The 25581-nt window shown below is 67.8% G+C and carries 22 protein-coding genes; 13 read left to right on the top strand and 9 right to left on the bottom strand.

Annotated features, from left to right (window positions below; all coding sequences use genetic code 11):
- Positions 1 to 37 precede the first annotated feature (37 nt).
- Together MKK65_RS07425 and MKK65_RS07430 are read right to left on the bottom strand one after the other, a co-directional pair.
- Positions 38 to 430 carry a tautomerase family protein gene (locus tag MKK65_RS07425; RefSeq protein WP_058190918.1) on the bottom strand — a complete coding sequence of 131 codons (393 nt, stop codon included), beginning with the start codon at positions 428 to 430 and terminating at the stop codon, positions 38 to 40.
- 15 nt (positions 431 to 445) lie between these two features.
- On the bottom strand, positions 446 to 1006 hold the full coding sequence (locus MKK65_RS07430; RefSeq protein ID WP_243956708.1) for a DUF4865 family protein: 561 nt from the start codon (positions 1004 to 1006) through the stop codon (positions 446 to 448).
- A gap of 91 nt (positions 1007 to 1097) precedes the next feature.
- Between MKK65_RS07430 and MKK65_RS07435 the strand changes: the two genes are divergently transcribed.
- Positions 1098 to 1973 (top strand): LysR family transcriptional regulator, encoded by an 876-nt coding sequence (locus tag MKK65_RS07435; RefSeq protein ID WP_243956710.1) that lies wholly within the window; start codon positions 1098 to 1100, stop codon positions 1971 to 1973.
- Positions 1974 to 2000: 27 nt separating this feature from the next.
- Here MKK65_RS07435 and secB read toward each other — a convergent pair whose 3' ends face one another.
- Positions 2001 to 2501: a protein-export chaperone SecB gene (gene secB / locus MKK65_RS07440; RefSeq protein WP_058190921.1), complete on the bottom strand. Its 501-nt coding sequence runs from the start codon at positions 2499 to 2501 to the stop codon at positions 2001 to 2003.
- On the opposite strand from secB, the gene MKK65_RS07445 reads away from it, so the two are divergent.
- From MKK65_RS07445 to MKK65_RS07485, 9 genes are all read left to right on the top strand, one after another.
- Entirely contained in the window at positions 2500 to 2679 is a 180-nt protein-coding gene (locus tag MKK65_RS07445) for a hypothetical protein (protein WP_058190922.1), read from the top strand. The genes secB and MKK65_RS07445 overlap by 2 nt on opposite strands.
- Positions 2680 to 2840: 161 nt before the next feature.
- On the top strand, positions 2841 to 3557 hold the full coding sequence (locus MKK65_RS07450) for a Tim44/TimA family putative adaptor protein (RefSeq protein ID WP_058190923.1): 717 nt from the start codon (positions 2841 to 2843) through the stop codon (positions 3555 to 3557).
- Positions 3558 to 3575: 18 nt separating this feature from the next.
- The gene (locus MKK65_RS07455; RefSeq protein ID WP_243956712.1) at positions 3576 to 4751 is read left to right on the top strand and encodes a murein transglycosylase A; all 1176 of its coding nucleotides are present in this window, start codon (positions 3576 to 3578) and stop codon (positions 4749 to 4751) included.
- On the top strand, positions 4748 to 5389 hold the full coding sequence (locus tag MKK65_RS07460; protein ID WP_243956714.1) for a Smr/MutS family protein: 642 nt from the start codon (positions 4748 to 4750) through the stop codon (positions 5387 to 5389). The genes MKK65_RS07455 and MKK65_RS07460 overlap by 4 nt, the downstream gene beginning before the upstream one ends.
- A gap of 123 nt (positions 5390 to 5512) precedes the next feature.
- The gene (mutM, locus tag MKK65_RS07465; protein ID WP_243956716.1) at positions 5513 to 6403 is read left to right on the top strand and encodes a bifunctional DNA-formamidopyrimidine glycosylase/DNA-(apurinic or apyrimidinic site) lyase; all 891 of its coding nucleotides are present in this window, start codon (positions 5513 to 5515) and stop codon (positions 6401 to 6403) included.
- 198 nt (positions 6404 to 6601) lie between these two features.
- The gene (gene mltG, locus MKK65_RS07470) at positions 6602 to 8008 is read left to right on the top strand and encodes an endolytic transglycosylase MltG (protein WP_243956718.1); all 1407 of its coding nucleotides are present in this window, start codon (positions 6602 to 6604) and stop codon (positions 8006 to 8008) included.
- A gap of 1061 nt (positions 8009 to 9069) precedes the next feature.
- Positions 9070 to 9603, top strand: coding sequence for a TadE/TadG family type IV pilus assembly protein (locus MKK65_RS07475; RefSeq protein ID WP_243956720.1), 534 nt, complete (start codon positions 9070 to 9072; stop codon positions 9601 to 9603).
- On the top strand, positions 9603 to 10217 hold the full coding sequence (locus tag MKK65_RS07480) for a TadE/TadG family type IV pilus assembly protein (protein ID WP_082643129.1): 615 nt from the start codon (positions 9603 to 9605) through the stop codon (positions 10215 to 10217). Before MKK65_RS07475 ends, MKK65_RS07480 begins: the two co-directional genes overlap by 1 nt.
- A gap of 14 nt (positions 10218 to 10231) precedes the next feature.
- On the top strand, positions 10232 to 11545 hold the full coding sequence (locus MKK65_RS07485; RefSeq protein WP_243956721.1) for a TadE/TadG family type IV pilus assembly protein: 1314 nt from the start codon (positions 10232 to 10234) through the stop codon (positions 11543 to 11545).
- Between the two features lie 690 nt (positions 11546 to 12235).
- Here MKK65_RS07485 and MKK65_RS07490 read toward each other — a convergent pair.
- Entirely contained in the window at positions 12236 to 13864 is a 1629-nt protein-coding gene (locus MKK65_RS07490; RefSeq protein WP_243956723.1) for an inorganic phosphate transporter, read from the bottom strand.
- A 460-nt stretch (positions 13865 to 14324) separates the two neighbouring features.
- Here MKK65_RS07490 and MKK65_RS07495 point away from each other — a divergent pair, with 460 nt between their 5' ends.
- Positions 14325 to 14708 (top strand): nuclear transport factor 2 family protein, encoded by a 384-nt coding sequence (locus MKK65_RS07495; protein ID WP_243956776.1) that lies wholly within the window; start codon positions 14325 to 14327, stop codon positions 14706 to 14708.
- Positions 14709 to 14877: 169 nt separating this feature from the next.
- Here MKK65_RS07495 and MKK65_RS07500 read toward each other — a convergent pair whose 3' ends face one another.
- Positions 14878 to 17511 carry an MHYT domain-containing protein gene (locus tag MKK65_RS07500; RefSeq protein WP_243956725.1) on the bottom strand — a complete coding sequence of 878 codons (2634 nt, stop codon included), beginning with the start codon at positions 17509 to 17511 and terminating at the stop codon, positions 14878 to 14880.
- Between the two features lie 247 nt (positions 17512 to 17758).
- On the opposite strand from MKK65_RS07500, the gene MKK65_RS07505 reads away from it, so the two are divergent.
- Both MKK65_RS07505 and gmk read left to right on the top strand, forming a co-directional pair.
- On the top strand, positions 17759 to 18637 hold the full coding sequence (locus tag MKK65_RS07505; RefSeq protein ID WP_243956727.1) for a YicC/YloC family endoribonuclease: 879 nt from the start codon (positions 17759 to 17761) through the stop codon (positions 18635 to 18637).
- Between the two features lie 49 nt (positions 18638 to 18686).
- Complete coding sequence (gene gmk, locus MKK65_RS07510) at positions 18687 to 19355, top strand: guanylate kinase (protein ID WP_243956729.1); 669 nt, start codon at positions 18687 to 18689, stop codon at positions 19353 to 19355.
- Positions 19356 to 19786: 431 nt separating this feature from the next.
- On the opposite strand, the gene MKK65_RS07515 is transcribed toward gmk, so the two are convergent.
- From MKK65_RS07515 to rbfA, 4 genes are all read right to left on the bottom strand, one after another.
- Entirely contained in the window at positions 19787 to 22405 is a 2619-nt protein-coding gene (locus tag MKK65_RS07515; protein WP_243956730.1) for a histidine kinase dimerization/phosphoacceptor domain -containing protein, read from the bottom strand.
- Between the two features lie 109 nt (positions 22406 to 22514).
- Positions 22515 to 23909 carry a dihydrolipoyl dehydrogenase gene (locus tag MKK65_RS07520; RefSeq protein ID WP_243956731.1) on the bottom strand — a complete coding sequence of 465 codons (1395 nt, stop codon included), beginning with the start codon at positions 23907 to 23909 and terminating at the stop codon, positions 22515 to 22517.
- A gap of 96 nt (positions 23910 to 24005) precedes the next feature.
- Positions 24006 to 25034 carry a tRNA pseudouridine(55) synthase TruB gene (truB, locus tag MKK65_RS07525; protein ID WP_243956732.1) on the bottom strand — a complete coding sequence of 343 codons (1029 nt, stop codon included), beginning with the start codon at positions 25032 to 25034 and terminating at the stop codon, positions 24006 to 24008.
- 54 nt (positions 25035 to 25088) lie between these two features.
- The gene (gene rbfA / locus MKK65_RS07530; protein ID WP_058190936.1) at positions 25089 to 25532 is read right to left on the bottom strand and encodes a 30S ribosome-binding factor RbfA; all 444 of its coding nucleotides are present in this window, start codon (positions 25530 to 25532) and stop codon (positions 25089 to 25091) included.
- Between the last annotated feature and the right edge of the window lie 49 nt (positions 25533 to 25581).

Genomic DNA, 25581 nt, shown 5'->3' on the forward strand with positions numbered 1-25581 from the left:
TCCGGTCTCGCTACGGTCAAGCCCGCCTCCCGCACCGTCAGGGGTCCGGCGGACCGTACTGCATCAGCCCGTCGCCGAACGACCAGTTCTCGGGGGCGACCTCGACCAAATTCACGAGCACGTCGGCCGGCTTCACCCCCGGCTCGCGCCCGAGGTTGCGCGTGATGGCGGCGTAGAGCGTACGCTTCTGGGCCGTGGTTCGGGTGGCGTTGGCGGTGATCTGGATGATCACGAGTTCGTCGCCGCGGCGGATGCCAAGATAGTCCGGCCCGTAGTGGAAATTCGCCGTCTCGTGCTCGTGGACGAGGGCGAACAGGTCGCCTTCGGGCACTGCGAAGGTCTCGCGCAGGGCCGCGTAGACGCCCTCCACCAGGGCGGTGCGGTAGGCCGGAGGGGTGCCGGCGCGCAGAGAAATGCGGATCAGGGGCATCGCATCATGCCTCCCTCATGGACCACGCAGGGCCGCGAGGCCGGGGGCGGCGAGATGCACGACCTCGGTGCCGGATTGGGCGTCGGCTCGGTCGGCTTGCAGGGTGAAGCGCGTCAGCCGCCACGTGGCGGGTTCGAGCCCGACCAAGGTGGCCAGGACGCCCGGGTGCCCGGCGATGTCCCGTCCCCGGACTTGCTCGGTCTTCCGCAACTGGCCAAGATCCTCGTCGGGACCGATCTGCCGCGTCTCCTCGGACAGTGCAACTATGGTCGCGGCAGCGCCGAGGCTCACATCGAACGGAAGCCACGTCTCCACCTGCGGGCGCCCGAAACTCTCGATCACGGCCCGGAAGCCCGGCCCGATAAGGAATTCGGCCGCCGCACCGGCGTCGCGCCACAGATAGAGCGAGCTATAGGCATTCGCCGCCGCGCCGCGTGCGCGCTGCTCAATGGTGACCGCCTTGAAGACGAGGCCAGGTATCGCGTTCCAAGCAGGCGCCCGTTCGGCGACCCGCGCACGGATCCGGTCCATCGGATAATCGGCCGGCAAGCGGTGCCGGTAGCGTGCAACAAGCATCGTCCTCTCCTCTGTCGCGCCGCCAGAGTTGCAGGAGACGATCATAAGAGCGAGATATCGCCGGGAATATCTTTGATAACGGACGCTTGTGATGCTGCCTCGTCCCCTCGATCTCGACGGCGTCCTGGCTTTCGTGCGGGTGGTCGATCTCGGCAGCTTCACCCGCGCCGCCGAGGCGCTGGACACCTCGCAGGCGGCGATCAGCCTGCGCCTCAAGCGTCTTGAGGATCGGCTCGGGGAGCGGCTGCTCGACCGGACGCCCCGGCACGTGGCCACGACCCGGAAGGGCGAGCTGTTCCTGTCGGCTGCGCGGCGGCTGCTGGAGGCGCATGAGAGCGCCCTGTCGGAGATCACGGCCGACGTGCCGGCTCGGCTGTGCCTCGGCATGAGCGATCACGTCGCCGGTCCGGACCTGCCCGCTTTGCTCCGGCGCCTCGGCCTCGACAAGGCAGGTCTGACCCTGGAGGTGCGGATCGTCCCCTCGCGGGACCTCGCTTCCGCTTTCGAGTCCGCCGGCGAGTGCGGCTACGACGCGGTGCTGCTGCGAGCCGAGGAGAGACCCGAGCGCGACGGGACCGTCCTGGCGCAGGAGCGCTTGGGCTGGTTCGCGGCGCCGGATTTCCCGGCCCCTCCGGCGGGAGAGCCTCTACGGCTCGCGGGCCTGTCGGGGCCCTGCAACGTCCGGGCGGCGGCGGCTCGCACCCTGGATGCGGCCGGCCTGCCCTGGACAGAAGTGTTCGTCGGCGGCGGCGTGCTGGCCGTCGGTGCAGCGGTCACGGCGGGCCTCGCAATCGCCGCCCTGGCGCCGAGCACCGCCCCGCCAGGCGCCGTGGAGGTTGGCGCACGGCTGGGCCTGCCCGAATTGCCGCTCACCTGGATCGTGATGCGATCCAGGCGGCTGACCGGGCGCCCGGCAGAGGCGCTGCGGACGGTGGCGGCGGCCTATCGCGGTCCCGGCGGCCGCTGACGGGCTCGCCGGGCCGATTTAAGAGCCTCAGGAGGCCAGCGGGCCGCCGGCACCCTGCGCTTCCATGGCCTTCTGGCGGTAGAGCGCGACGAAATCGATCGGGTCGATATACAGGGGCGGGAAGCCGCCGTTGCGCACCGCCTCGGCCACGATCTGGCGGGCGAATGGGAACAGCAGGCGTGGGCACTCGATCATAACGGCGGGATGAAGCTGGTCGGCCGGGATGTTGACCATTCGGAAGACGCCCGCATACTTCACGTCGAACGCGAACAGCACTTCATTCTGAATCTTGGCATCGCCTTCTAGCGTCAGCTCGACCTCGAAATCCGTGTCCGAGAGCTGCTGCGCGGTGACGTTGACCTGAATGTTGATCTGCGGGCCGAGCCCTTCCTTGGGCTGCAGCGAGCGCGGCGCGTTCGGGTTCTCGAAGGACAGGTCCTTCGTGTACTGCGCCAGCGCGTTGATGGTCGGCGCGTCGCCCTGCGGCATGCCGCCGCCGTTGCCGTTGGCTGCCGGAGAGTCGGCCATGCGGATCATCCTTCTCGATCGGCCGGCAGGGCCGGCCCGGGTTGTCGCGGCGGAAGCCGCTGAACGGCACCGCGAAGCGGCCCGGAAGGCAGCGCCGCTAACACGCGCGCCGGGCACGGACAAGCAGCAGGCTGGCGTGGCGCTGGCGGCGGCAGTGTCCACGCCCCATATCGGTTGAGGCACGGGGATCGCGGCGTTCCGCACCGGTACAACCGGCTCGCTCCGGGCGCGCTGGTCGGTTATGAGTCGCCTGGACCCGCGAGCGCTTTGCCGGCGCCGCACCGCGCACGACCTCGGCAAGGGGCACGAGGTCCCGCCGCGGCCACCATCGGATCGGTGATGCAGGACAGCTTCGACGTTACGACGATCATCTTTCTCGCGCTCGCCGTCTTTGTGATCTGGCGCCTGCGCTCGGTGCTCGGCCAGAAGACCGGCGCGGAGCGCTCGCCATTCAAGCCGGTGGACCGCAGCCGGACCGAACCCCAGGCGCGCTCCGAGGGCGACAACGTCGTGCGTCTGCCCGGCGCCGACCGGGTGCAGCCCGCCCCGGCCCAGGCCGCTGTGGCCGCCCGCGACTGGCGCGGCATCGCGGAGCCCGGCTCCGAGATCGCCCGCGGTCTCGAGGCTGCCGTGCAGGCGGAGCCCGGCTTCGACCCGCGCGCCTTCATCGAAGGAGCCAAGGCGGCCTACGAGACGATCATGATCGCCTTCGCCAAGGGCGACCGGAAGACCCTGCGGGGCCTCCTCTCGAAGGAGGTTGGCGAGGCGTTCGAGCGGGCGATCGCCGAACGCGAGCGCAATCGGCAGACCCTGGAGACCACCTTCGTGTCGATCGACAAGGCCGAGATCGTTGCGATCGAGGTGCGCAACCGCGTGGCGCAGATCACCGTGCGCTTCCTGTCGAATCTCATCACCGCCACCCGCAACGCCGAGGGCAAGGTCGTCGACGGCAGCGCCGAGACCGTGGTCGAGGTGCCGGACGTTTGGACTTTCGCGCGCACCCTCGGCTCGCGGGACCCGAACTGGCAACTCGTGGCTACCGAAGCCGGCGCGTGATTTCGTGATCCTGTTGCCGTGCCAAACCTGCCTATCTGGTCCGGACGGCTCCCGACAGCCCTCATTGCGATCTTCCTAGCTGGTTCGGCGCCCGCCGCCCCCGCCCAGGTCGGCGACGCTGTCCTGACACCGATTCCGTTCGAGAGCCTGAGAGACTTTCCGGGCTCGGATCCCACCGCAGCGCTTGACGCGTTCCGCCGGGTCTGCGTCGCGCCGCCGACGCCGCAGCCCACGGGGGTTGTCGGTAATCCGGCCGCCCTATCGCAGACTTGCGCCGCGGCGGCCGGTGTCGGGCCGGAGACGGTGGCGGCGTTCTTCCGGGATCGATTCGAAGCCTTTCAGGTGGTCCGGCCGGGGGCCGAGCGACCTGGCTTCCTTACGGGCTATTTCGAGCCGGAACTGGAGGGCTCGCTGACGCAAGGGCCGGACTTCGAGACGCCGGTGCTCGTAAGGCCCGACGACCTCGTCTCTCTCGCACCGGGCGAGACCCGGCCCGGCCTCGACCCGGCGCTGCGCGCGGGGCGCGCCACCGCGGAAGGGTTCGAGCCCTATCCCGACCGGGCCGCCATTGACGACGGTGCGTTGGGTGCCCGGGCGCGTCCGATCCTGTGGCTGCGCGACGCCGTCGACCTACTGGTCTTGCAGGTCCAGGGCTCGGGCCGCGTCCGGCTGCCCGACGGGCGGGCCGTCCGTGTGCTGTATGACGGGCGCAACGGCCGGCCCTACACGGCGGTGGCCAAGCTGATCGTGCAGGAGGGCCACCTGCCGTTGGAGGGGCTGACGCTCGCCCGCTGGACGACGTGGTTGCGGGCGCATCCCGAGACCGCCCGGCGCCTGATTCGCGCCAACGCCTCCTATATCTTCTTCCGCCTCGCCGCGGTGGAAGATCCGGCCCTCGGTCCGCCCGGCGCCGCCAACGCACCGCTGACGCCCGGACGCAGCCTCGCGGTGGATGGCGGGCTGTGGCGCTACGGCCTGCCGTTCTGGCTCGTCGGACAGCTCCCGGGCGGTGCGCCGGGCGAGACGGGGCGCCTCGTCATCGCCGCCGATACGGGATCGGCGATCGTCGGGCCGGCCCGGGGCGACCTGTTCGTCGGGACGGGGGCGCAGGCTGGGATCGCGGCCGGAAACCTGCGCGACGCCATCGGCTTCGTGGTGCTGCTGCCAAAACCCGCCCGCGGGGTCGCGCCGTGAGGCCGCCGCGCCGCACGCGCCGCTTGACCGCCGGGGAGGCCAGGCTCTGGGGCGAGATCGCCAAGCTGGTGACACCGTTGGGGAGCCGTGCGACGCTGCCGCCTGAGGCGCCGCCGGCACCGACCGCGATCATGCCGCCACTGACGGCACCGATCCTCAAGCCAAGCGCGAACCCGACACCGAAAAAACTCCGTCCGAAGCTGCCGCCCAAGCCGGCGGCCGCCCTGCCCCACAAGGTCACCGCCGCGCCCTATCAGGCGCCGCCGCAGAGCCACGCAGCGCCGTCCGGGCTGGAGCGGCAGGCCAAGGTCGGGCTGCGCCGGGGGCGTCTGGCGGTCGAGGCACGGATCGATCTGCACGGGATGGTTCAGGCCCAAGCCCATGCCGCGCTTACGGGATTCCTGCTCCAGTGCCGGGCGGCCGGGCATGCCTATGTGCTGGTCGTCACCGGCAAGGGCGGGCAGGAGAAGGGCGGTTCCGCCTATCCCGACGCCTTCGCCGAGCGGGGGGTACTCCGGCGCAGCGTGCCGCACTGGCTGCGCGGGGCCGAGCTGCGGGGCATCGTGCTGGGCTTCGAAGAGGCGGCTCGGCACCATGGCGGCGGCGGCGCGCTCTACGTCAGACTTCGCCGGCGTTGAGCGTCAACCGTCGCAGGCTCTTCGCCGGGAAGGGCGGCAAACCGCGCCGTTGCCGGTCCCGTCGAAGAATTCGATATCCAAGCCGCGTGCGCATGCGGTCCAACGAAAAAGTCTCGGAAAAAAATGCCGGAGCTTCCCGAGGTCGAGACGGTACGGCGCGGCCTGGTGCCCGCGATGGTCGGCGCCCGGTTCAGCCGGGTCACCCTGCGCCGGCCGAACCTGCGCTTCCCGTTCCCCGAGCGATTCGCGGCGCGGCTGGAGGGGCGGACCGTGACCGATCTCGCCCGCCGGGCGAAGTACCTCACCGCCGCCCTCGATTCGGGCGAGACCCTGATCATGCATCTCGGCATGAGCGGCCGGTTCGACGTGGCCCTGCCCGACGGCCGCAACGTCTCGCCGGGGGATTTCTATCTGGAGGGGGCACAGGGCACGCCCAAGCACGACCACGTGGTCATGGCGATGAGCACCGGCGCCACGATCACCTACAACGATGCCCGCCGCTTCGGCTTCATGGACCTGGTTCCGAGCGAGACCCTGGAGTCCTGCCGCCACTTCGCCAACATGGGGATCGAGCCCCTGGACGGGCTGACCGGGGCGGTGATCGCCGGCCTGTTCCGGCACAAGATCGCGCCGCTCAAGGCTGCGCTCCTCGACCAGCGCCTGATCGCGGGCTTGGGCAACATCTATGTCTGCGAGGCCCTGCACCGGGCGCGCCTCCACCCGGAGACCCCGGCCGGCTGCCTCGCCAAGCCGGACGGGCGGCCGACGCCCAAGGCCAACGCCCTGGCCAAGGCGATCGTGCAGGTGCTGCAGGAGGCCGTGAAGGCCGGCGGCTCGACCCTGCGCGACTACGCCCATACCGACGGCAGCGCCGGCGCCTTCCAGCACGCCTTCCGAGTCTACGACCGGGTCGGCGAGCCCTGCCGCCACCCGGGCTGCGGCGGCGCGATCACCCGGATCGTCCAGGCCAACCGCTCGACCTTCTTCTGCGCGACCTGCCAGCCGGCGGCCTGATCGACCCGTTCCCGCGGCGCGAAACGGCAATTTCGCCACAAACCCGGCTAGGGTCGCGGATCTCGACGCGCGCACCCGGTTGCGGGCCGCCGGTCCCGGCCCGCGGCGCGAAACGGTGCGCGCGGGCCCGGTGTTGTATCATCATCGTCCCGAACGCCGACCGCCGGCTTTCGGGACGATGATCTCGACAGGATCTCGATGTTCTTCCGCCGCTCAAAGATGCCTGCGCCCGAGATGATCGCGCGGGATCCGGCCGACGAGCCCGCCCTGCCGCAGCGCTTGTCGCCGCGCTCGCCGGGCGAGGCGATCAAGCCGACCGCCGCGCCGCCGCCGCCGGAGAAGCCGGTGCGCGAGCGCAGCGGCCTCGTCGGCATCATCAGCGGCGCCCTGACCTTCGCGGTGGTGATCGCCATCGCGGCGATGATCGGCATCACCCTGTTCCAGCGGCAGGTGCGCGAGCCGGGCCCCCTCGCCACCGACAAGGTCGTGGTGATCCCGCCCCATAGCGGCACGGGCGAGATCGCCGAGGCGCTCAAGCGCGAGGGCGTGATCGACCATACCGGCCTGTTCGAGTTCGCCGCCCGCTTCGGTGGCCGTCCGGCGCTCCGGGCCGGCGAATACATGTTCAAGGCCCATGCGAGCATCGCCGACGCCCTCGACACGGTGACCACCGGCCGGCAGGTCCAGCACGCGATCACGTTCCCCGAAGGTCTCACCTCCGAGCAGATCGTCACGCGGCTCAACGACAACGACATCCTCTCCGGCGAGATCAACGAGATCCCCCCCGAAGGCTCGCTCCTGCCCGACACCTACAAGTTCGAGCGCGGCGCCACCCGCCAGCAGATCGTCAACCTGATGCGCGCCAAGCAGCGCGAGGTGCTGAACCAGATCTGGCTCCGGCGCAGCGCCGACGTGCCGGTGCGGACCCCGGCCGAGATGGTCACCCTGGCCTCGATCGTCGAGAAGGAGACCGGCCGGGCCGACGAGCGCCCCCGGGTCGCCGGCGTGTTCATCAACCGCCTGAACAAGCGGATGAAGCTGCAATCCGACCCGACCATCGTGTACGGGCTGGTGGGCGGACGCGGCACCCTCGGGCGCGGCATCCTGCGCTCCGAGATCGACCGGCCGACGCCGTACAACACCTACGCGATCGAGGGCCTGCCCCCGGGCCCGATCGCCAATCCCGGCCGGGCCGCCCTTGAGGCGGTCGCGAACCCGTCCCGCACCAAGGACCTGTACTTCGTGGCCGACGGCAGCGGCGGCCACGCCTTCGCCGACTCGCTGGAAGGCCACCAGCGCAACGTCGCCCGCTGGCGCGCCGTGGAGAAGAGCCGCCAGGCGCCGCCGGCGGATGCGGTCGACAAGGTCGAGCCGGGCCCCGACCCGAGCGTCCCGGGCCGGGCCTCGGCCTTCGCGCCGGGCGGCAACGCCCCGAACACCAACGCCGCCTTCGCCCTCGATTCCGGGACGCCGGGCACCCGTGCCTTCGATGCCTCCGAGGGCACGCGCCTCGATCCGCTGAAGAACCGCAGCTACGATCTCGGCTCGCCCAAGACCGTCCCGGCGCTCGCCGACCCGACCCCGGCCCCGCGCGGGCGGCGCTAGAGCGGTGTGAGGCGCGCGCGATTGGTCGAGGCGATCTCGCGTCTACGGCCTCGTACCGGGAGGGTGTGAGACTTTCGGCTCCGCACCTGCGGACGACGACGTGGCGCTGTGCAAAGGCGAAAGCCGCGAAGGAGCCCTCCAGGCGGCGTCGCGATCTCCGGAGCGCGCCTGTAAGGCCGCTGACGCAGCCCCGCAGCATGAGGTACCCCTTGCGATGGGTGCCAGCCGTCGGATTTCGACCGCCCGCCTTCGCTCGGAAGCGGACATTCGCCGCACCGTCCCATGGGCCTGGATCGGCTGGCCCCAGCCATCGGCAGATTGTTTCCTGACCACAGGAGCGTCGCGGCGATCCAACGCCGCGTGGCCTGACTGCGTCCCCACGCGGACGGTGGCCCGATCAGATGTCCTGGGGTCTGAACGCAATCACCAGGGCCATGGTGATGCCCGAGAGGGGTGGATTTATGTTGGTCCGCTTCCGGGTGACAATGGATGACAGCGGACGTAATCGCTGCGCCCGCTTACGACACTTTGAAGTCCATCGGAACGTCTGCTTCCCTGCAGCTTAACGACGATGACCTGCGACGTTAATAAGTGAAAACGTGAATGTTCTCTTCAGAATTACTAGCCGTTGAATTGGCATTGAAGTTCAAAATATGAAGCCTCTGCTCACAATCATACAAGTAGGGGGTGGCTCTCTTTTGCTTGGGAACCTTGCTCTTTGCAATCTACATTCATTGCTTATTATAAATTTTAGGTTGGCCCAACCTATGAGCAGAAAAAATTAGCCGTGGGCTAATGCACTGTCCCTCTGTCAAACAGTTATCCAGCAACTTTTGGTTGCATTCACGCAGTAAGTCCGAGATTTATCCACGAAAATGGCGATGGCGCTTGATCTATAGCTAAGAAGCGCAACGAAAATTAATATTTTAAGGTTTAAGGGGCCCAAAAGTGGCAATTGGCTGGGTTGGGCCATGCGGTTAATAGGCTTATTGAGGGTGGGGGGGCGCAGTCCAGCGAAGATTGCTGCGCGGCTGTATGGGGCTAGAGATGGTGCTACGGCCGTGGAGTTCGGTCTCGTCGCACTGCCCTTTCTCGCTCTACTCGGCGGCTGCCTGGAGAACGGCCTTGTTTCCTGGGAGCAGGAAATTCTTCAGCAAGCCGTCGTCGAGGCTGGGCGGCAGATATACACGGGCAGCTTTCAGACTACGAATGCCGGCGTAACCGATGCAGCAACCTTGATGAGTCGGTTCCGCAACGCGATCTGCACCCAGCCTAATGGCGCAGCACGCATCACGATCTTCAATTGCGCTAATGTCCGGGTTAGTGTCACGCAAGCGTCGAACTATGCGTCCGCCGCGCCAGTTTCGCCCGTGGCCACAGATGCGAACGGAGTCAGCGACTGGAACGCCAATTTTCCGAGCTATACCTGTGCGGGAGCATCCGCGATCATGATCGTGCAGGCAGCCGTGGACGTTCCGGTGTTCTTCCCGCTTTTGGGCTCCACCTCGTCCAACCTGCCTAACAAGCGGCGTGTGCTCCAAGCCGCTACGGTGTTCAAGGTCGAGCCGTACACGACCAAATCCGTGTGCTCGTGATGGACGGTTTCTACGGACGTCTTGCGCGTTACAAGAAAGATGAGCGCGGGATCGCAGCGGTCGAATTTGCCCTCATCTTACCGATACTCATCGTGCTTTATTTTGGCACAATCGAGCTGGCCCGCATCCTTGACGCGAACCGAAAGGTTACGTTGTTCGCGCGGACACTCGGTGATCTGTCAGGAAGGGCAGATAATCCAAGTCCTTCCTCAAATGACATGGCGACCATTGCGGGGGCTGCAAATGCAATTCTTAGGCCTCTAGACGCATCAAGCCTGCAGATCATCGTCAACTCCATGGGAGTGGAATCGATCTCCGGAGCGTTATATGGCGGCGTCTGTTCCAGTTGGTCACAAAACGCAACTAAACGTCCAGCATTGCAGATTAACGGCACCAGCGGCCTACCTGCGACGCCGGCTGCCTATCAGTTCGATGGCGCTCGCTATATTCTCGCCGAAGTGACAATGAGCTACACGCCAATCATCGGTAGTTCACTCTACAGATGGATTTTTGGCAGCCGTGGCCTGTCTTTCACCAGGCAAATACCTTGGTCGCAGAGAACCGTCAAAGAGATCATCATGCCGGGCGGCTCGGCTTGCCCAAACTATAACTAGACTTCGAGGGTGCCGTGTCCCGACTGCTGCATCAGATGGAAAGTCGGATTGGGAGGGCCGCCCGAAGCTACAAGTGCGCCCGATCCGGTCAGGTCGCACTTACATTCGCTCTCGTCGCCATGCCGGTGCTGTTCGCTTCGGCGGCAGCTATCGATTACGGTCGACGTAACGCAGCCAAAGCGCAGCTTGACGCGGCCCTAGATGGAGCCGTGCTCGCGGTGATGTCGCAAAAGACGAACACCATATCGACGACCAATCTTCAGAACATGGAGGCGCAGTTTCGCACGGAAGCTGCGAAGGTTCCTGGCGTTACGGTCACGTCTTTCACGCCAGGCTCACCGGTGAATGGCGCTTCGTCGTTAAGCTTGACGGCCAATTATACCGCGACTGTAAAGACCACGCTATCATCGATGATGAAAATCATGACGACGAACATCGGTGACTCGTCGTCAAGCACGAGAAATCTATTTCAATATATAAACTTTTATCTTCTGCTTGATAATTCACCTTCAATGGGGCTCGCTGCGACCGATGCCGACGTCAATAATATGAAGATTGCTACTGGTGGGTGTGCTTTCGCTTGTCATCAACATACCTTCGACAGTAAAGGCAATGTGACGGGCGATAATCAGAATGACAATTATCACATTGCCCAGAAAAACAATATCAAACTTCGCATTCAGGTTTTGAGGGATGCCGTTTCCGCCCTGGTGGATCAGGCCAACTCAAGCATGTCATTGTCTCAGCAGTTTCAAATGGAAATGTGGACCTTCAACGACTCCACGACGCAAACCAGATTACAGGCGATGACGCCGACACTAGGTCCGATAAAGTCGGCTGCAAGCAATATCGATATTGCATACGCGTATTATAATCAAACTGACAATCAAACAGATTTTGAGCGAGCTATCGCTAAAATGAATTCTACTATACCGGCGAGTGGAACTGGAGCTACTTCAACCTCGCCGATCCGATTTCTATTTTTTGTTACTGATGGCGTTGAGGACACCGGCGGCAGCGTCACAAATCAGAGTGCAGGATTCCAGTTTCAAAGCAATCGATTCATTGGCCCATTCAGCCCTTCAACCTGCAACCTATTAAAGAACAACAATGTCAGGATTGGCATTATTTACACACAATATTTGCCGATTTATGACAACGATTTCTATAATAGTTATGTTCGGCCATACGAGGCGAACATCGGTCCTGCTCTCAAGGCCTGTGCATCGGACGGACTATATTTTCCTGTTGCATCAGGTGGTGATATCACTGCCGCACTGCTGCAGTTATTTTCAACAGCCGTAGCCTCAGTTAGACTAAGCAACTGACATTGTGGTTGCATTTATATGATGTCTCGACCGTCTTTGAGGACGGATAGGGCTCTGGTTTGCTATTTTATTTATATCTTATGCCACAGAGCCGGCGAATGCCTGCTTACGGGAGGCCGCCGATACGACACGAGCGTCCGGATTGGGGCGCTTCCGGAATGACCGTTCCGGGTGGTTTTGCGACGGTCCGTTTGTGAGCGGCCACGCGCGGAAGCAGACATTGCTGATTAGCTGGATGCGACCGCCGACCCGCCAGCGAAACTAGCTTGATCTTTAAGCGTTGAGGCCAGCCCTGCTGGAGAGCATCATGTTGGCCAAAATTTTCGTTGCTGCCGTTATCGTTGCCGCCGGGTCGGGCCTTGCGCTCGCAGAGACAGCCGCACCGAACGCAGCTGGGACGGCAACCATGACGACCCGACAAACTCCTGACACCGGCGCCGGAGCCGCGACCGGAAACCCACCGGCTTCCTCCGTGGGCGGGGGTATCATCGGCAGCGATGCCGTGCACGGCACGGGCGCCCACGAGGCGAAAGGCTTATCGCCTGAGACGTCACGCGTGCCGCCCGGGAAGAAGTAACGGACGCCTGTGTTCGGGCGGGTGTCGGCACGCGCGTCCCGCGTGCGTTGAGCGTGCCGACACGCTCAGCAAGCGTTTCGGTCGCCGCCCGGATTTCCTCGGCGGCATCCGGCTCAGAACAGGTGGCGCAGGATGAAGAACAACGTCCCGGCGATCAGGATCGCGGCCGGCAGGGTCATCACCCAAGCCAGCGCCATGTTGCGCACCGTTGATATCTGCAGGCCCGAGCCGTTGGCGGCCATGGTGCCGGCGACGCCCGAGGACAGGATGTGCGTGGTCGAGACCGGCAGGCCGTAGAGCTCGGCGAGCCCAATGGTGCCGGCGGCCACGATCTCGGCCGAGGCGCCCTGCGCGTAGGTGAGATGGGTCTTGCCGATCTTCTCGCCGACGGTGACGACGATGCGCTTCCAGCCCACCATGGTGCCGAGCCCGAGCGCCAGGGCGACGCAGACCTTCACCCAGCCCGGGATGTAGCGGGTGCCCTCGTTGAGGAGCTCGGTGTAGCCCTTGAGGGTCTTGGCGTCGCTCTCGGACAGGGTCGCGCCCGACTTCGGCAGCAGGCGGATCGCGTCGGAGGCGAGGTACATGTCGTTGCGTACGTTCGAGGTCGCCCCCGCGGGGACCTGCTGGAGCGAGCCGTAGCCCTTCACCGAGGCGGCGATGTCGGTCGAGAGCGCGGAGAGGGCGCCGAACACCTCCGGCTTGTTGAGCGCCTTCGCCTTCAGCGCGTCGGCCACGGTCTTGCGGGCCTGGGCGGCGTCGGGCCGTGCCCCGCCACCGGAATAGGTCGAGAACACCTTGCTGGCGGCATCCGAGGTCTGAACGAAGGCTGGCGTTGCGTCGGCGTTCATGGTCCGGTTGAGCGCGTACGCCGTGGGGGCGGCGCCGATCAGGATGAGCATGATCAGGCCCATGCCCTTCTGGCCGTCGTTGCCGCCGTGGAAGAACGACACCAGGGTGCAGGTCAGGATCAGGACGCCGCGGATCCAGAGCGGGGGCGGCGCATCGCCCTTGGGCGCCTCGTACAGGTCCTTGCGGCGCACGGTGAACTTGAGGGCGAGCAGCAGCAGTGCGGCCGCGACGAAGCCGCAGATCGGGCTGAAGGCGAGCGCCTTGAACACGCCGAGCGCCTGGTTCCAATCGACGCCCGAGGTGCCGTCCTGGCCGCCCATGAGCTGATTGGCGAGGCCGACGCCGAGCACCGATCCGATCAGCGCGTGCGATGACGAGTTCGGCAGGCCGAGCGCCCAGGTGCCGAGGTTCCAGATGATGGCCGCGATGAGGAGCGAGAAGATCATCGCATAGCCGGCGCCCGAGCCGACCTGCAGGATGAGCTCGACCGGCAGCAGGGTGACGATGGCGTAGGCTACTGCGCCCGACGACAGCAGCACGCCGAGGAAGTTGAAAGTCCCCGACCAGATCACCGCCACCAGGGGTGGCATCGAGTGGGTGTAGATCACGGTCGCCACCGCGTTTGCGGTGTCGTGGAAGCCGTTCACGAACTCGAAGGCGAGCGCGATCAGCAGGGCGAGGCCGAGGAGCACGAAGGCGCCGACGGCCAGGGGCTCCTGGTGGACTGCGTTCATGTCGGCGATCAGGCTGAAGACCGCGTAGCCGAGCCCGGCGACGAGCACGAGCAGGAAGGCAATGACCCCGCCGGGGTGGATGCCGTGGTCGAGGCTGGGCTTCCCGGAAGTTATCGAGCCGCCCGGTATGGCCGAGGTCAATGTTGCGTCGGCCATTACGGTCTCCGAAAAATATTCGCTCTCGAACCGGGATTAAAACTCCGTGATGACGGTGGGGTGACGCTCCATGAGTAAAACTTCTCCGCCTCCCGATGACCGTCGCGGAGCAGCGGAATTTTCATCCCGTTGAGGAAATCCGACACCTGGCACCCCGCGGCCGGAGCTGCTTACCACCCCAAGCCGACGTTACCGGATGGCTCACGAATGGCTGCTTTCGGGAAGCGTCGAGGGTAGCTCGTACAGCTGGCATGGGTCGCTTCCGGAATGACCGTTCCGGGTGGTTTTCGGCCGGTCCGCTTTTGGATGGCGGATGCATCGAAACCGACATCAACGCGAGGATTGCTCCTACCCATTGCAGGGGATCGGACCGTCCGCTCATAAGCGCTTGTCTGCTCTCCCGCGACATACTCCCTTTCCTCACGAGCCTATGGCTCTGACAGCATTGAACGCAGACGGCATGCAAGATCTCGCGCAGAACAAGGCGAACGTGATCGCGTTCTACGAGCTGATGTTCAACGATTGCCGTCCGCGCGAGGCCATCGAGCGATATGCCGGCGACACTTATATCCAGCACAACCCACACGTAGCTACGGGCAAGGACGGATTCGTTGCCTATTTCGAGCGTATGTCGCGTGAGTGGCCGGGCAAGCGCGTTGAGGTCAAGCGGGCCATTGCCGAGGGCGATCTGGTTGTGTTGCACTGCCTTCAGCACTGGCCGGGTAACCATGACTATGCGGCCATCGATATATTTCGCCTCGATGAGGACGGCCGGATCGTTGAGCACTGGGACGTGCTGCAGATCCTGCCTGATGCTTCGGCCAATCCGAACGGGATGTTCTAGATCTCGGATGCCTCAGGCGCGGCGGAAGTCCGCAATCCGTTTCTCATCATGAGCGGAAATTGCTGCAGGCCGGCGAATGGCTGCTTTAGAGAAGCGCCGACGGCGATCCGAGCGTCCGGGCTGGTCCGCAGGCGGACGACCGACGCAAAAGCCGATTGGGATCAAACACCTAGGTCGACCTGGTGGCTTGTCGGTTGTCGAGTTTGCGCAACTCGGTGGCGATATCCTGGAGACTGGAATCGCCCTTGCGCAAGACGCGGTCGGCCTCCGACAACCGGTCGCGCTCGTCGGCTGTGACGTCCCGGGCGCTCAGGACCACCACCGGCACGTCGGCGCAACCCGGCAATCCCCTCAGGCGGTCGAGGAACGAGAACCCGTCCATCACCGGCATCGTGAGATCGAGGAGGACGAGGCGCGGGACGCCGAGCCTGACCTGTTCCAGCGCCTCCTGGCCGTCGCCGGCCTCGCGGACGCTCCAGCCGTTGCGTTCCAGGGCTGTTCGCAGGCGGTGGCGCATGTCCGCGTCGTCGTCGACGACGAGGACGTCGCCGTCGGCCGCCCGGAACTGGTCCAGGATCGTCCGGAGGCGCACCCAGTCCACCGGCTTCGGCACGGCTTCGATGGCTCCGAGCGAGGCACTGAGCGTCGCGTCGGCGACGAAGCTCACCATGACCACCGGGATCCCGGCGGTCTCGGGATCCGACTTGAGGGCGGCGAGGACCGACCAGCCGTCCATCTCGGGCATCATCACGTCGAGGAGGATGGCGCGGGGCTTGAGCGACCGGGCCAGGGCGAGGCCGGTGCGCCCGTCCCCCGCCGTGCGCACGGAGAAGCGCTGGCGTTCGAGGAACCGAGTCATGAGCTCGCGCTGGGACGCCTCGTCGTCGATGACGAGGACCAGGTCGTCCAGGCGTTCGCCGTTCTCCGGTACCGCGTCCGGCGCGACGTCGACCGTCCGGTCCGGGGCCGCCGCCGGCACGCGCAGGGTGAAGCTCGTTCCCTCGCCCGCGACGCTGGTGACGGAGATGTCGCCGCCGAGCAACTGGGCGAAGGCGCGGCTGAGCGCCAGCCCGAGCCCGGTCCCGCCGTAGTTGCGCGTGGTGCTCTCGTCGGCCTGCGTGAAGCGCTCGAACAGGCGTCCGACCTGCTCGGGGTTCATGCCGATGCCGGTATCCCGCACCGTGAACCAGAGCCAGTCGCCGCGGGGGCCCGACTCGCGTCCGGCCTCCAGGGTGATGGTGCCGCCCTCGGTGAACTTGGCGGCGTTCGAGAGCAGGTTGAACAGGCACTGGCGCAGCTTCACCGCGTCCGTTCGGGCCTGGCCGACGTCATCGGCCACGTCGAGAACGAGGACGTTGCCCTTCTTCCCGACCAGGGCCTCGACCGTGGCGGCCGCGTCCGTGACGAAGGCAGAGACGTCGATGTCCTCGGGATAGAGCTCCATCTTCTCGGCCTCGACCTTCGACAGGTCGAGCACGTCGTTGATCAGGCCGAGGAGGTGCTGGGCGTTCGACTTGATCTTGCCAAGGTCCTTGAGGAGGCTCTCCTGACCGAGTTCCTCCGCCTCCTCCTCCAGCATCTCGGAATAGCCGATCACGGCCGAGAGCGGCGTCCGGAGTTCATGGCTCATGTTGGCCAGGAACCGGCTCTTGGCCCGGCTGTGCTCCTCGGCGGCGTCCCTCGCCTCCTTGAGGGCCACCTCGAAGGCGTGACGCTCGGTGATGTCCTCGTGGACGCCCACCCACTCCCGGATCGCCCCGTCGGCATCGCGCACCGGCACCGCCCGCGCCACGTAGCGGCGCCAGCCCGCCTCGGCGGTCCGCACGCGATGCTCGACCGTGTACGGGGCCTCAGCACGCAACGCTTCGGTCCAGGTCGCGACGGTCGCCGGGAGATCCTCGGGATGGATCGCCTTCGCCCAGCCCGTGCCCATGTACTGCTCCGGGGTGTGCCCGGTGATCTCCGCCCACCCGGCCTGCTCCTCGACGAAATGCCCGGCGGCGTCGGTGGTCCACATCACGCCGTTGACGGCCCTGACGGCGGATCGGAAGCGCGCCTCGCTGACATGCAGGCGTCGCTGCACCCGGCGCTGGTCGAGCGAGGAGGCGATCATCGCCAGGAACAGGATGAGGAAGGTGACGCCCGCGACCGCCAGGGCGAGGTCGCGTTGGCTCGCCGCCAGGGTGGCGACGTGGGCCGCATGGGCGCCGGCCTCCTCCGCGGTGAAGGTCGCCGCAGCCATCCCGGTGTAGTGCATCCCGGCGACCGCAAGCCCCATCACGCAGGCCGCGGCGAGCTTCTGCCAGGGCTGATTGCGGCGGAAGGTCAGCCACAGGGCGGCGGTCGCAGCCGTGACCGCGATGGCGACCGAGACCGCCACCACAGCCGGGTTGTAGGCGAGGTTGCCGGGCACGCGCATCGCCGCCATGCCGGTGTAGTGCATCGCCGCCACGCCGAGGCCCATGAGCGGGCCCGCCACCAGCAACGAGCCCGCCCCCGTTCCCCGGCGTGCGACCCAGGCAAAGGCGCCGGCCGTGACCCCCACCGCGATCAGCAGCGACAGGAGCGTCAGACCCAGGTCGTAGGCCGCAGTCATGCCCATCTCGAAGGCGAGCATGCCGACGAAGTGCATCGCCCAGATGCCGCCGCCCATCGCCACGGCCGCGCCGGCACCCCAGGCCCACCGCGCACCGGCGTCCGGGCGCCGAACGCGGGCACCGAGGTCGAGGGCAGCGTAGGACGCGAACACCGCGATGACGATGGAGAGCGTGACGAGGAGCGGGTTGTATCCGGTATGGGCCATGGGATGTCCGGTGGGGGCACGGGGTCCGTAGCACCAAAAGGCAGTGGCCTCCGGGCAATCTTACAATGCGGGAGCGCAAGACTCCGCGAGCGACCGGCGCGATGGCCCGGTGGCTTCGCTGCGCGCGCGTCGAGCGTCCGCCCGCGCGCTCCGATCCCGCGTCCGCCCTCCCCGATCTCCCGCCGCCCCTTCCCCCCGGAGCGATCCGTGCTACAGGCCCCGATCTTCACGGGGACGGGGGGTCGCCATGGCCCAGATCGCGAGCATGACCGGGTTCGCCCGGGCGGCGGGCACCAGCGGGGCGGTGCAGTGGGCCTGGGAGGTCCGCAGCGTCAACGGGCGCGGCCTCGACGTGCGCATCCGCGTCCCGGCCGGCTATGACGGGCTCGGCGAGACCGCGCGCACCGCCCTGCAGAAGACCCTGTCCCGGGGCCAGTGCCAGCTCACCCTCACGGTGACCAAGCCGGAGCAGGCCGCCCGGGTGCGGATCAACGAGACCCTGCTGGCGAGCCTCGCGCAGGCGGTTGCCCGGGTGCCGGTGCCCGAGGGCGTCGCCCCGGCCACGATGGACGGGCTGCTCGGCGTGCGCGGGGTGATCGAGGTCGAGGACGAGGCGGCGGCCGAGACCGATTCCCTCGCCCGGGATCTCGCCGAGGGCGTGGTCCGGGTGGTGGCCGACCTGGTCGAGGCCCGCCGGGCCGAGGGGCGCCAGCTCGCCGAGGTGGTCACCGCGCAGGTCGAACGGATCGCCGCGCTGACCCGGGCCGCCGAGGACAATCCGGCGCGCAAGCCCGAGGCGGTGCGCGCCCGGCTGGTGGCCGCCATCGAGGCCCTGGGCGGGACCCATCTCGATCCGGACCGGCTGCACCAGGAGGCGATGCTGCTCGCCGGCAAGGCGGATGTGCGCGAGGAGCTGGACCGGCTGCACGCCCATGTCGCCAGCGCCCGCGAGTTGCTCGCCGCCGGCGGCGCCATCGGCCGCCGCCTCGATTTCCTGGCCCAGGAATTCGGCCGCGAGGCCAACACCCTGTGCGCCAAGGCCAACGACATCAGCCTGTCGCGGATCGGGCTCGACCTCAAGGCCGTGGTCGAGCAGCTCCGCGAGCAGGTTCAGAACATCGAATGACCTTCCGGGACCGAGGGATGCGGATGGATATCGCGGCGGAGACACGCGGATGAGCGGACCGGCGAACAACGTCTCCGACACGATCGCGCGGCGGGGCTTGATCCTGATCCTGTCCTCGCCCTCGGGGGCGGGCAAGACCACGCTGACCCGGGCGGTCGCGCAGGATCCGGCCTGGGCGCTTGACCTGTCGATCTCGGTCACCACCCGGTCGCGCCGGCCCTCCGAGATCGATGGACGGCATTACCATTTCATCGACCGGGAGGCGTTCGAGGACCTGCGCAGCCGCGACGACCTGCTCGAATGGGCCGAGGTGCACGGCAACTATTACGGCACGCCCCGCCGGCCGGTGGAGAAGGTCCTGGGCTCGGGCCGGGACATGATCTTCGACATCGACTACCAGGGCACCCGGCAGGTGCGGGCCAAGCTCGCCCAGGACGTCGTGACGGTGTTCATCCTGCCGCCCAGCATGGCCGAGCTGCGCCAGCGCCTGGAGCGCCGCGCCGAGGATTCGGCCGAGACGATCGAGAAGCGGCTGGCCAACGCCCGGACCGAGATCCAGCGCTGGAGCGAGTACGATTACGTGATCGTCAACGAGGATCTGCAGGAGGCTTTCAAGGCGCTGCAGGGGATCCTGTCGGCCGAGCGGCTGAAGCGGGCGCGGCGGACCGGTCTGGCCCAGTTCGTCGACGGGCTGCTGGCGGAGGCGGACGGAGGCTGAGGACGCCGCGGGGATCTCAGGCACCGTCCCTCCCCCGAGAGGGCTACGATGGTGACGTGTCTTCATTGTCGAAGGCCGGGTCCGCGCGTCTCCCTCCCCCCGCTGTGGGGGAGGGTGGGCCGGCCGTCAGGCCGGGTCGGGCCGGGACGAAGTCCCGCAAGAGGGGAACCCGGCTTCAAGAAAGGGCGCGCCCGTCATGACGGGCGAAGCTCTGTTCTGCACCGTCGCTTCCCTCTCCCGACCCCCTTTCGGGGGCCACCCTCCCCCGCAGAGGGGGGAGGGCGCGTATCATTTCTGGAGCGGGCACTTGGGAAGAACCAGAGCCTGGAGTTCGAATTCGACAGTCTGCACTGGAAAGGCCGCCCGCGCATCCGGCCGCTGAACTCGTCCGGTGATGAGAGGCGAACGGCGGACGGGAGCCGTCGCCCCGCTCACGCGGTGATGGTGAAACACGCGCCGGGGTTGTTCGCCACGTCGAGCCGGGCGTTGATCTGGTCGAGCATCGCCCGGATCAGCTTCATCCCGAGGCCCGAGCCCTTGCCGCGGGCCTTGGCGTCGGCCCAGTCGTCGGGTAGGCCGGCGCCGTCGTCGCAGACCCGGAGCTGGACCTCGCCGGGGCCGGAGGCCGAGACGCTGACCTCGACGCGGCCGCCGCCGCCGGCCGGGTTGGCCGCGTATTTGAACGCGTTGGTGACGAGCTCCGTGGCGATCAGCGAGAGGGCCACCGCCTTCCGGTAAGGCACCATCAGGCCGGGCTCGGCCGACAGATCGACGGCGTGGCCCTCGCCGGCGAGGCCCGCGAGGTCGTTGCACAGGTTCTCGATGGTCTGGCCGAGATCGACCTCGTCGACCCGCTCGGCCTGATACAGGCTGTCGTGCACGCGCGCGACGCTCATCACCCGGGCGGAGGTGTCGGCGAAAGCCTGCCGGGCCTCGGCGTCGGCGATCTGCCGCCGCTGCATCTGCAGGAACGCCGAGACGATCTGCAGGGAATTCTTCACCCGGTGGTCGATCTCCCGGGTCAGCAGATCCTTCTGCTCGAGCAGGCGCTCCTTCTCGGCGAGCAGGCTCGTCAGCTCGTCGATCTTGCGGCGCTGACGCAGGACCACGCCCTCCACCGCCTCGGCCAGCGAACCGGCGAGCTGGACCTGCCATTCGGCCCAGGCGCTCGCGTAGCCGGTGCGCTCCTCGACCCAGCGCTCGAACGACCGGCGCGGCAGCAGGGCCACCGGGCCGCTGCCGGCGAGGACGGGTTTCCGGGGATCCCCGCCCCAGGTCACCGTGCTCGGGACTTCCGGCCGGAACCAGAGGAGGAGATTCTCACGGGATTCGTCCACGAAGGCCGCGAGCAGGCCGCTGGCGATCTCCCGGTACGGGGCCGCCTCCAGATATTCGGCGGTGAAGTTGCTGCTGCTGTAATGGGTCTCGCCAGCCGGTAGCCGATCCCGAAGCCATGCGGCGATCCGATCGACCATATCGGCGGGCGGCGACCGGCCGATCAGCGTGACCCGCTCGCCCGCGACGATGCCGGCGCCGGTGGCGCTGAACAGGTCGAGCAGGGTGGCATTACCGGCGGTCAGCGCGGCCACGAAATCATCGGACCGGGTCAGCCCGCGCACGAGGCGGCCCTCGACGTCGAGATGGGCCTGCCGCTCGGCCCAGAGCCGGCGTGATTCGATCTCCTGCACCCGCATGGCGAAGGCATCGGTGAGGACGGTGGCGGCCGAACGGGTCTCGGGCGTCACGTAATGCGGACGGCGGTGATGACCGATCATCAGGCCCCAGAGCCGATCCTCGACCATGATCGAGATCGACATCGAGCCGTTCACGCCGAGGTTGCGCTGGTACTCGAGGTGGATCGGCGAGAGCGTGCGGTGCTGAGCGAAGGTCAGGTCGATCGGGCCGTTGCCGGCGCCTGGCGCCGCCACCAGGCCGACCGGCACGCTGTCGCGGTCGATCACGAAGCGGTTCTTGGCCCGGGTGTACAGGGCGCGGGCCTGGGCGGGGATGTCGGAGGCGGGGAAGCGCAGGCCGAGAAGGCTGCGCGACCAGCCCGGTACCTTGTCCTCGGCCACCGCCTCGCCGTTCCAGTCCGCGTCGAACCGGTAGACCAGCACCGCCTCGAAGCCGGTGAGCGCGCGGATCTCCAGGGCGGCGATGCGGGCGGCCTCGACCAGGGTCCCGGCCTCGCGCAGGCGGCCCATGGCGAGCTCGGTATCGACCTGGCTGGCGGTGGGGAAGTCGTCGGCGGAATCGGGCTCGAGCTCCAGCTCGACGATTACCCGGCCGGCATGGGCATGGGCGACGGCGTAGTAGGAGGCGCTGCGCCCGGTCAGCGTGAGCCGGCGGCGGACGGATTGCCCGTCCCCCAGCGTGCCGGCGGCCAGACGCGTCCGGACGGTCGCGATGAAGTTCCGGGGCAGCACGTCCGCGAGCGGTCGGCCGGACAGGGGCGGGTTCAGGGGATCGACGATCTCCTCGACATTGGCGGAGTAGGCCAGGACCTGCAGCGTCTCGACATCGGCCGCGAGCATCACGGCGTTGGGCTGGATCGAGCCCGGGATGTGGATCGGCTCGCGCTCGCAATGGCTGGCATCCACCGGCTCGGCGCGGGCGCGCCGGCCGATCGCCGCCATCACCGCCTCGCGCGAAAGGCCGGCGCCGAGGCTCTCGATCGGGTCGATGGTCAGCCAGGTGACCGGGCCGGTCTCGGCGGCGTTGCCGTGGCGCATGTGGACCCGCGCCCGCAGGGGCTGGGGCAAACGGCCGAACACGTAGTCGAAGCTCTCGTCGAGCGCGCCGCGTCGGCTGCCCGCGAGGAAACGGCCGCGGAAGCTCGGCACGTTGGTGCCCGGCATCACCTCGCGGAAGTAGTTGCGGCCGAGCACCGACTCGCGTGACAGGCCCGAGAGCGCGCTCGCGCCCTCGCTGAACACCACGACGGTGCCGTCCGAATCGAGGCCGATCACGCCCTTGTCGAGGCGATCCAGCGCGTCGGGCGCGAGCACGTCGAGCTCGAGGCCTTTATCGGGGGCCTGGGTCGGCGGCATTAGAAAAGAACCCCGCTCATCCGGCCTGATATGACTGGGGGCGTGGCGAAGTGCAATGCTTCCGCTTGCGGCAAGATCAATTCGGAATCACGAAGCCGTTGGACGCAGATCAAGACTGACAAGTCGAATGTGTAATTTCAGACAATGCGGTTGAAAACCCCTCTTCAACTGTAGGGTGGTATATGGGCTGATCTAGGACAGCCCGAGCCGTCTTTCCGTCGCCGATCGCGTGGGTCAGGAGATGGGCCAGATGTTCGACGGCGGGTCCGAGCATCTCCGCGCCCATGAGCGTTCCGTCCCGGCCGGCCCAGATCCGCAGGCCACCCTGATTCGCGCCGTCGACCCGGGCGCGGCCCTGGTCGGCGAAGTCGACGGCGCCGGTCACGCGGTCGGCGGCGTCGGCCTCGTAGGGCACACCGATCACCGCCACCTGCGGATCAGTGAACACCATGGCGAGACGCGTCCAGGGTTCGGGTGTCTCGACCGCGCGACCGGCCGCGCGGGCCGCGGCGTTCGTCCCCGCGATGCGGCCCTGGCGGCTCGCCTCGTGGAGCACCGGCCGCCAGGCATCGGCATCGCCGGCGATCAGGATCGGGGCCCCCGCGCAGACGAGGCTGCGGTGGTCGAAGTCCGGCACGCCGTCCTCGTCGAGGCGCAGGCCAGCGGCATCCAGCCCGAGGTCGTCGAGGTTCGGTGAGCGGCCGGTGGCGGCGAGCACCTTGTCGGCGCGCGTCTCCCGGGCGCGCCCCTCCCCATCTGTCCAGCTGAGGCACACGCCATTGCCCTCGCGCGTCGCAGATTCGAGCTTCGCCCCGAGATGCAGGGCCAGCTCCGCGCCGAAGAGCGCGGCGGCCTGACGCGCGAGATCCGGGTCGGACAGCCCTGCGACCGTGTCCCCGGAATCGATCACCGTGACGCGGACGCCGAGGCGGGTCATCGCCTGGGCGATCTCGATCCCGACCGCGCCGGCACCGAGAACGGCCAGGGATTCCGGCAAGTCGGGTATCTCGAACAGGGTGTCGGTGGTCAGCAGGCGGTCGCCGAGGCCGCGGAGCGGTTTCGGGACCGTCGGGCTCGATCCGGTGGCGATCACGGCGGCCCGGAAAGCGATGCGGGTGTGATCCCCGACCGTGAGGCTGGTGCGATCCTGGAAGCGGGCGCTGCCGGCGATGCGCGCCGCCTCAGGCAGCGCCTCGACACCCTCGAAAACGCCGCCGACGAACCGGTCCCGCTCGGCGCGGACACGTGCGAGCACCGCGCGTCCATCCACGGCCACGCCGGCGACCCGGATGCCGAACAGATCGGTGTTGCGTGCCGCTTGGGCGGCCTTGGCCGCCGCGATCAGCAGCTTCGAGGGCATGCAGCCGACCCGGGCGCAGGTCGTTCCCCCCGGACCGCGCTCGATCAGGACGGCGCTGGCGCCAGCTTCGGTGGCGGCCCGATAGGCGGCGAGACCAGCGGTCCCCGCCCCGATCACCGCCACATCGCACGTGCGCTCGTCCATCGTATCCCCGGGTCGGTTGCCGGGGCCAAAGTCCGATCGCTGAGGTTCGTTCCCCCTGCGCCCACGCGCCTCAGGTCGAGGCGCGGGGCGGTCGGCTCAGGCGTTCCGCACCGGTGCGGTGCCGCCGAGATGGAACACCCGGTGCGGCACCAGCTCACCGCGCTCGACATCGCCGACGGCGACCAGGATGCCGCCGCAGGTGGCGAAGGCCTTGCCCTCCACGGGGGCGTCCCGACCGCGCAGGATCACCGACTGGCCGCGCATCAGGCGCAGACCCAGGTCGCGCGAGACCGTCACCTCGGGGATCGCGTCAAGCGCGGTCTCCACCGGCCGCAGATGCGCGAGCGCGGCTTCCGGGCCGCCCTCGGTCAGACCGTCGGCAGCGCAGGATTCCGCCTCGGAGAACGGGCCGACGCGGGTCCGGCGCAGGGCCGAGACGTGGCCGTAGCAGCCGAGCATGCGGCCGAGGTCACGGGCCAGGGCGCGGACATAGGTGCCCTTGCCGCATTCGGCCTCGATCACGGTGCGCTCGCCGTCATGCTCGACGACGGCGAGGCGATCGATCTGCACCGGCCGGGCCACCAGCTCCACGATCTCGCCCTCGCGGGCCAGATCGTAGGCGCGCTCGCCCTGGATCTTGATGGCGGAATAGCGCGGCGGCACCTGCTCGATCGCGCCCACGAAGGCCGGCAAGGCCGCCTCGACGGCCGCCCGCTCCGGACGCGCGTCGCTGGTCGCGACGGCGCGGCCCTCGGCGTCGTCGGTGTCGGTCTCGACACCCCATTGCACGGTGAACCGGTAGGCCTTGCGGCCGTCCATGACGAACGGGACGGTCTTGGTCGCCTCACCCAGCGCGATCGGCAGGATGCCCGAGGCCAGCGGATCGAGGGTGCCGGCATGGCCGGCCTTCTTGGCGTTGAAGGCGCGCTTCACCACCGCGACGGCGTGGGTCGAGGTCATGCCGACAGGCTTGTCGAGGATGACCCAGCCCGACACGTCCCGGCGCTTGGGCCGGTCGGGACGCGGTCCGCGCTGCGGACGGCGCTCCTCCGGGCCCCGGCGCTCGGCGCCGGGGGCGGACACCGCGCGCTCGGCCGGCGGATGATCTTCGATGGAAACGGTCATGGCCTCGTGTCCCCCGGGGTCGTTGCCCCGTTCCTGTCCGTGTGCCGATGGGGATCAATGCCCCCGACCGGTCTCCGGTTCGTCGTCCTCATGCCCGTCACCGTCCCGCTCGGAGACGAGGTCGCGCTGGACCCGCTCGTTGCGGAGCAGCTTGTCGATGCGGGCCGCCTCGTCGAAGGTCTCGTCGCGGCGGAAGCGCAGCTCGGGCGCGAATTTCAGGTTCACCCGCCGCGCCACCTCCTGGCGCAGCACCTTCCGGTGGCGCTCCAGGGCGGCGATCACCGGCGCCTCGTCCATGCCGCCCAGCGGCATCACGTAGGCGGTGGCGAGCTTCAGGTCCGGCGACATCCGCACCTCCGGCACCGTCACGACATGCGTGCCGAGGACCGGATCCTGGATGTCGCCGCGCTGGAGCACCTCCGCGAGGGCGTGGCGAATGAGTTCGGCCACGCGCTGCTGGCGCTGCGAGGGGCCGGTGGATGTGGGTTTCTGGGCCATTCTGTCTCGGGCCGACGCCGCGGGGCGGCCGGTTCACGTCCAATAAAGA

This window comes from Methylobacterium sp. J-001 (assembly GCF_022829565.1).
In the GTDB taxonomy this organism is placed as follows: Bacteria; Pseudomonadota; Alphaproteobacteria; order Rhizobiales; family Beijerinckiaceae; genus Methylobacterium.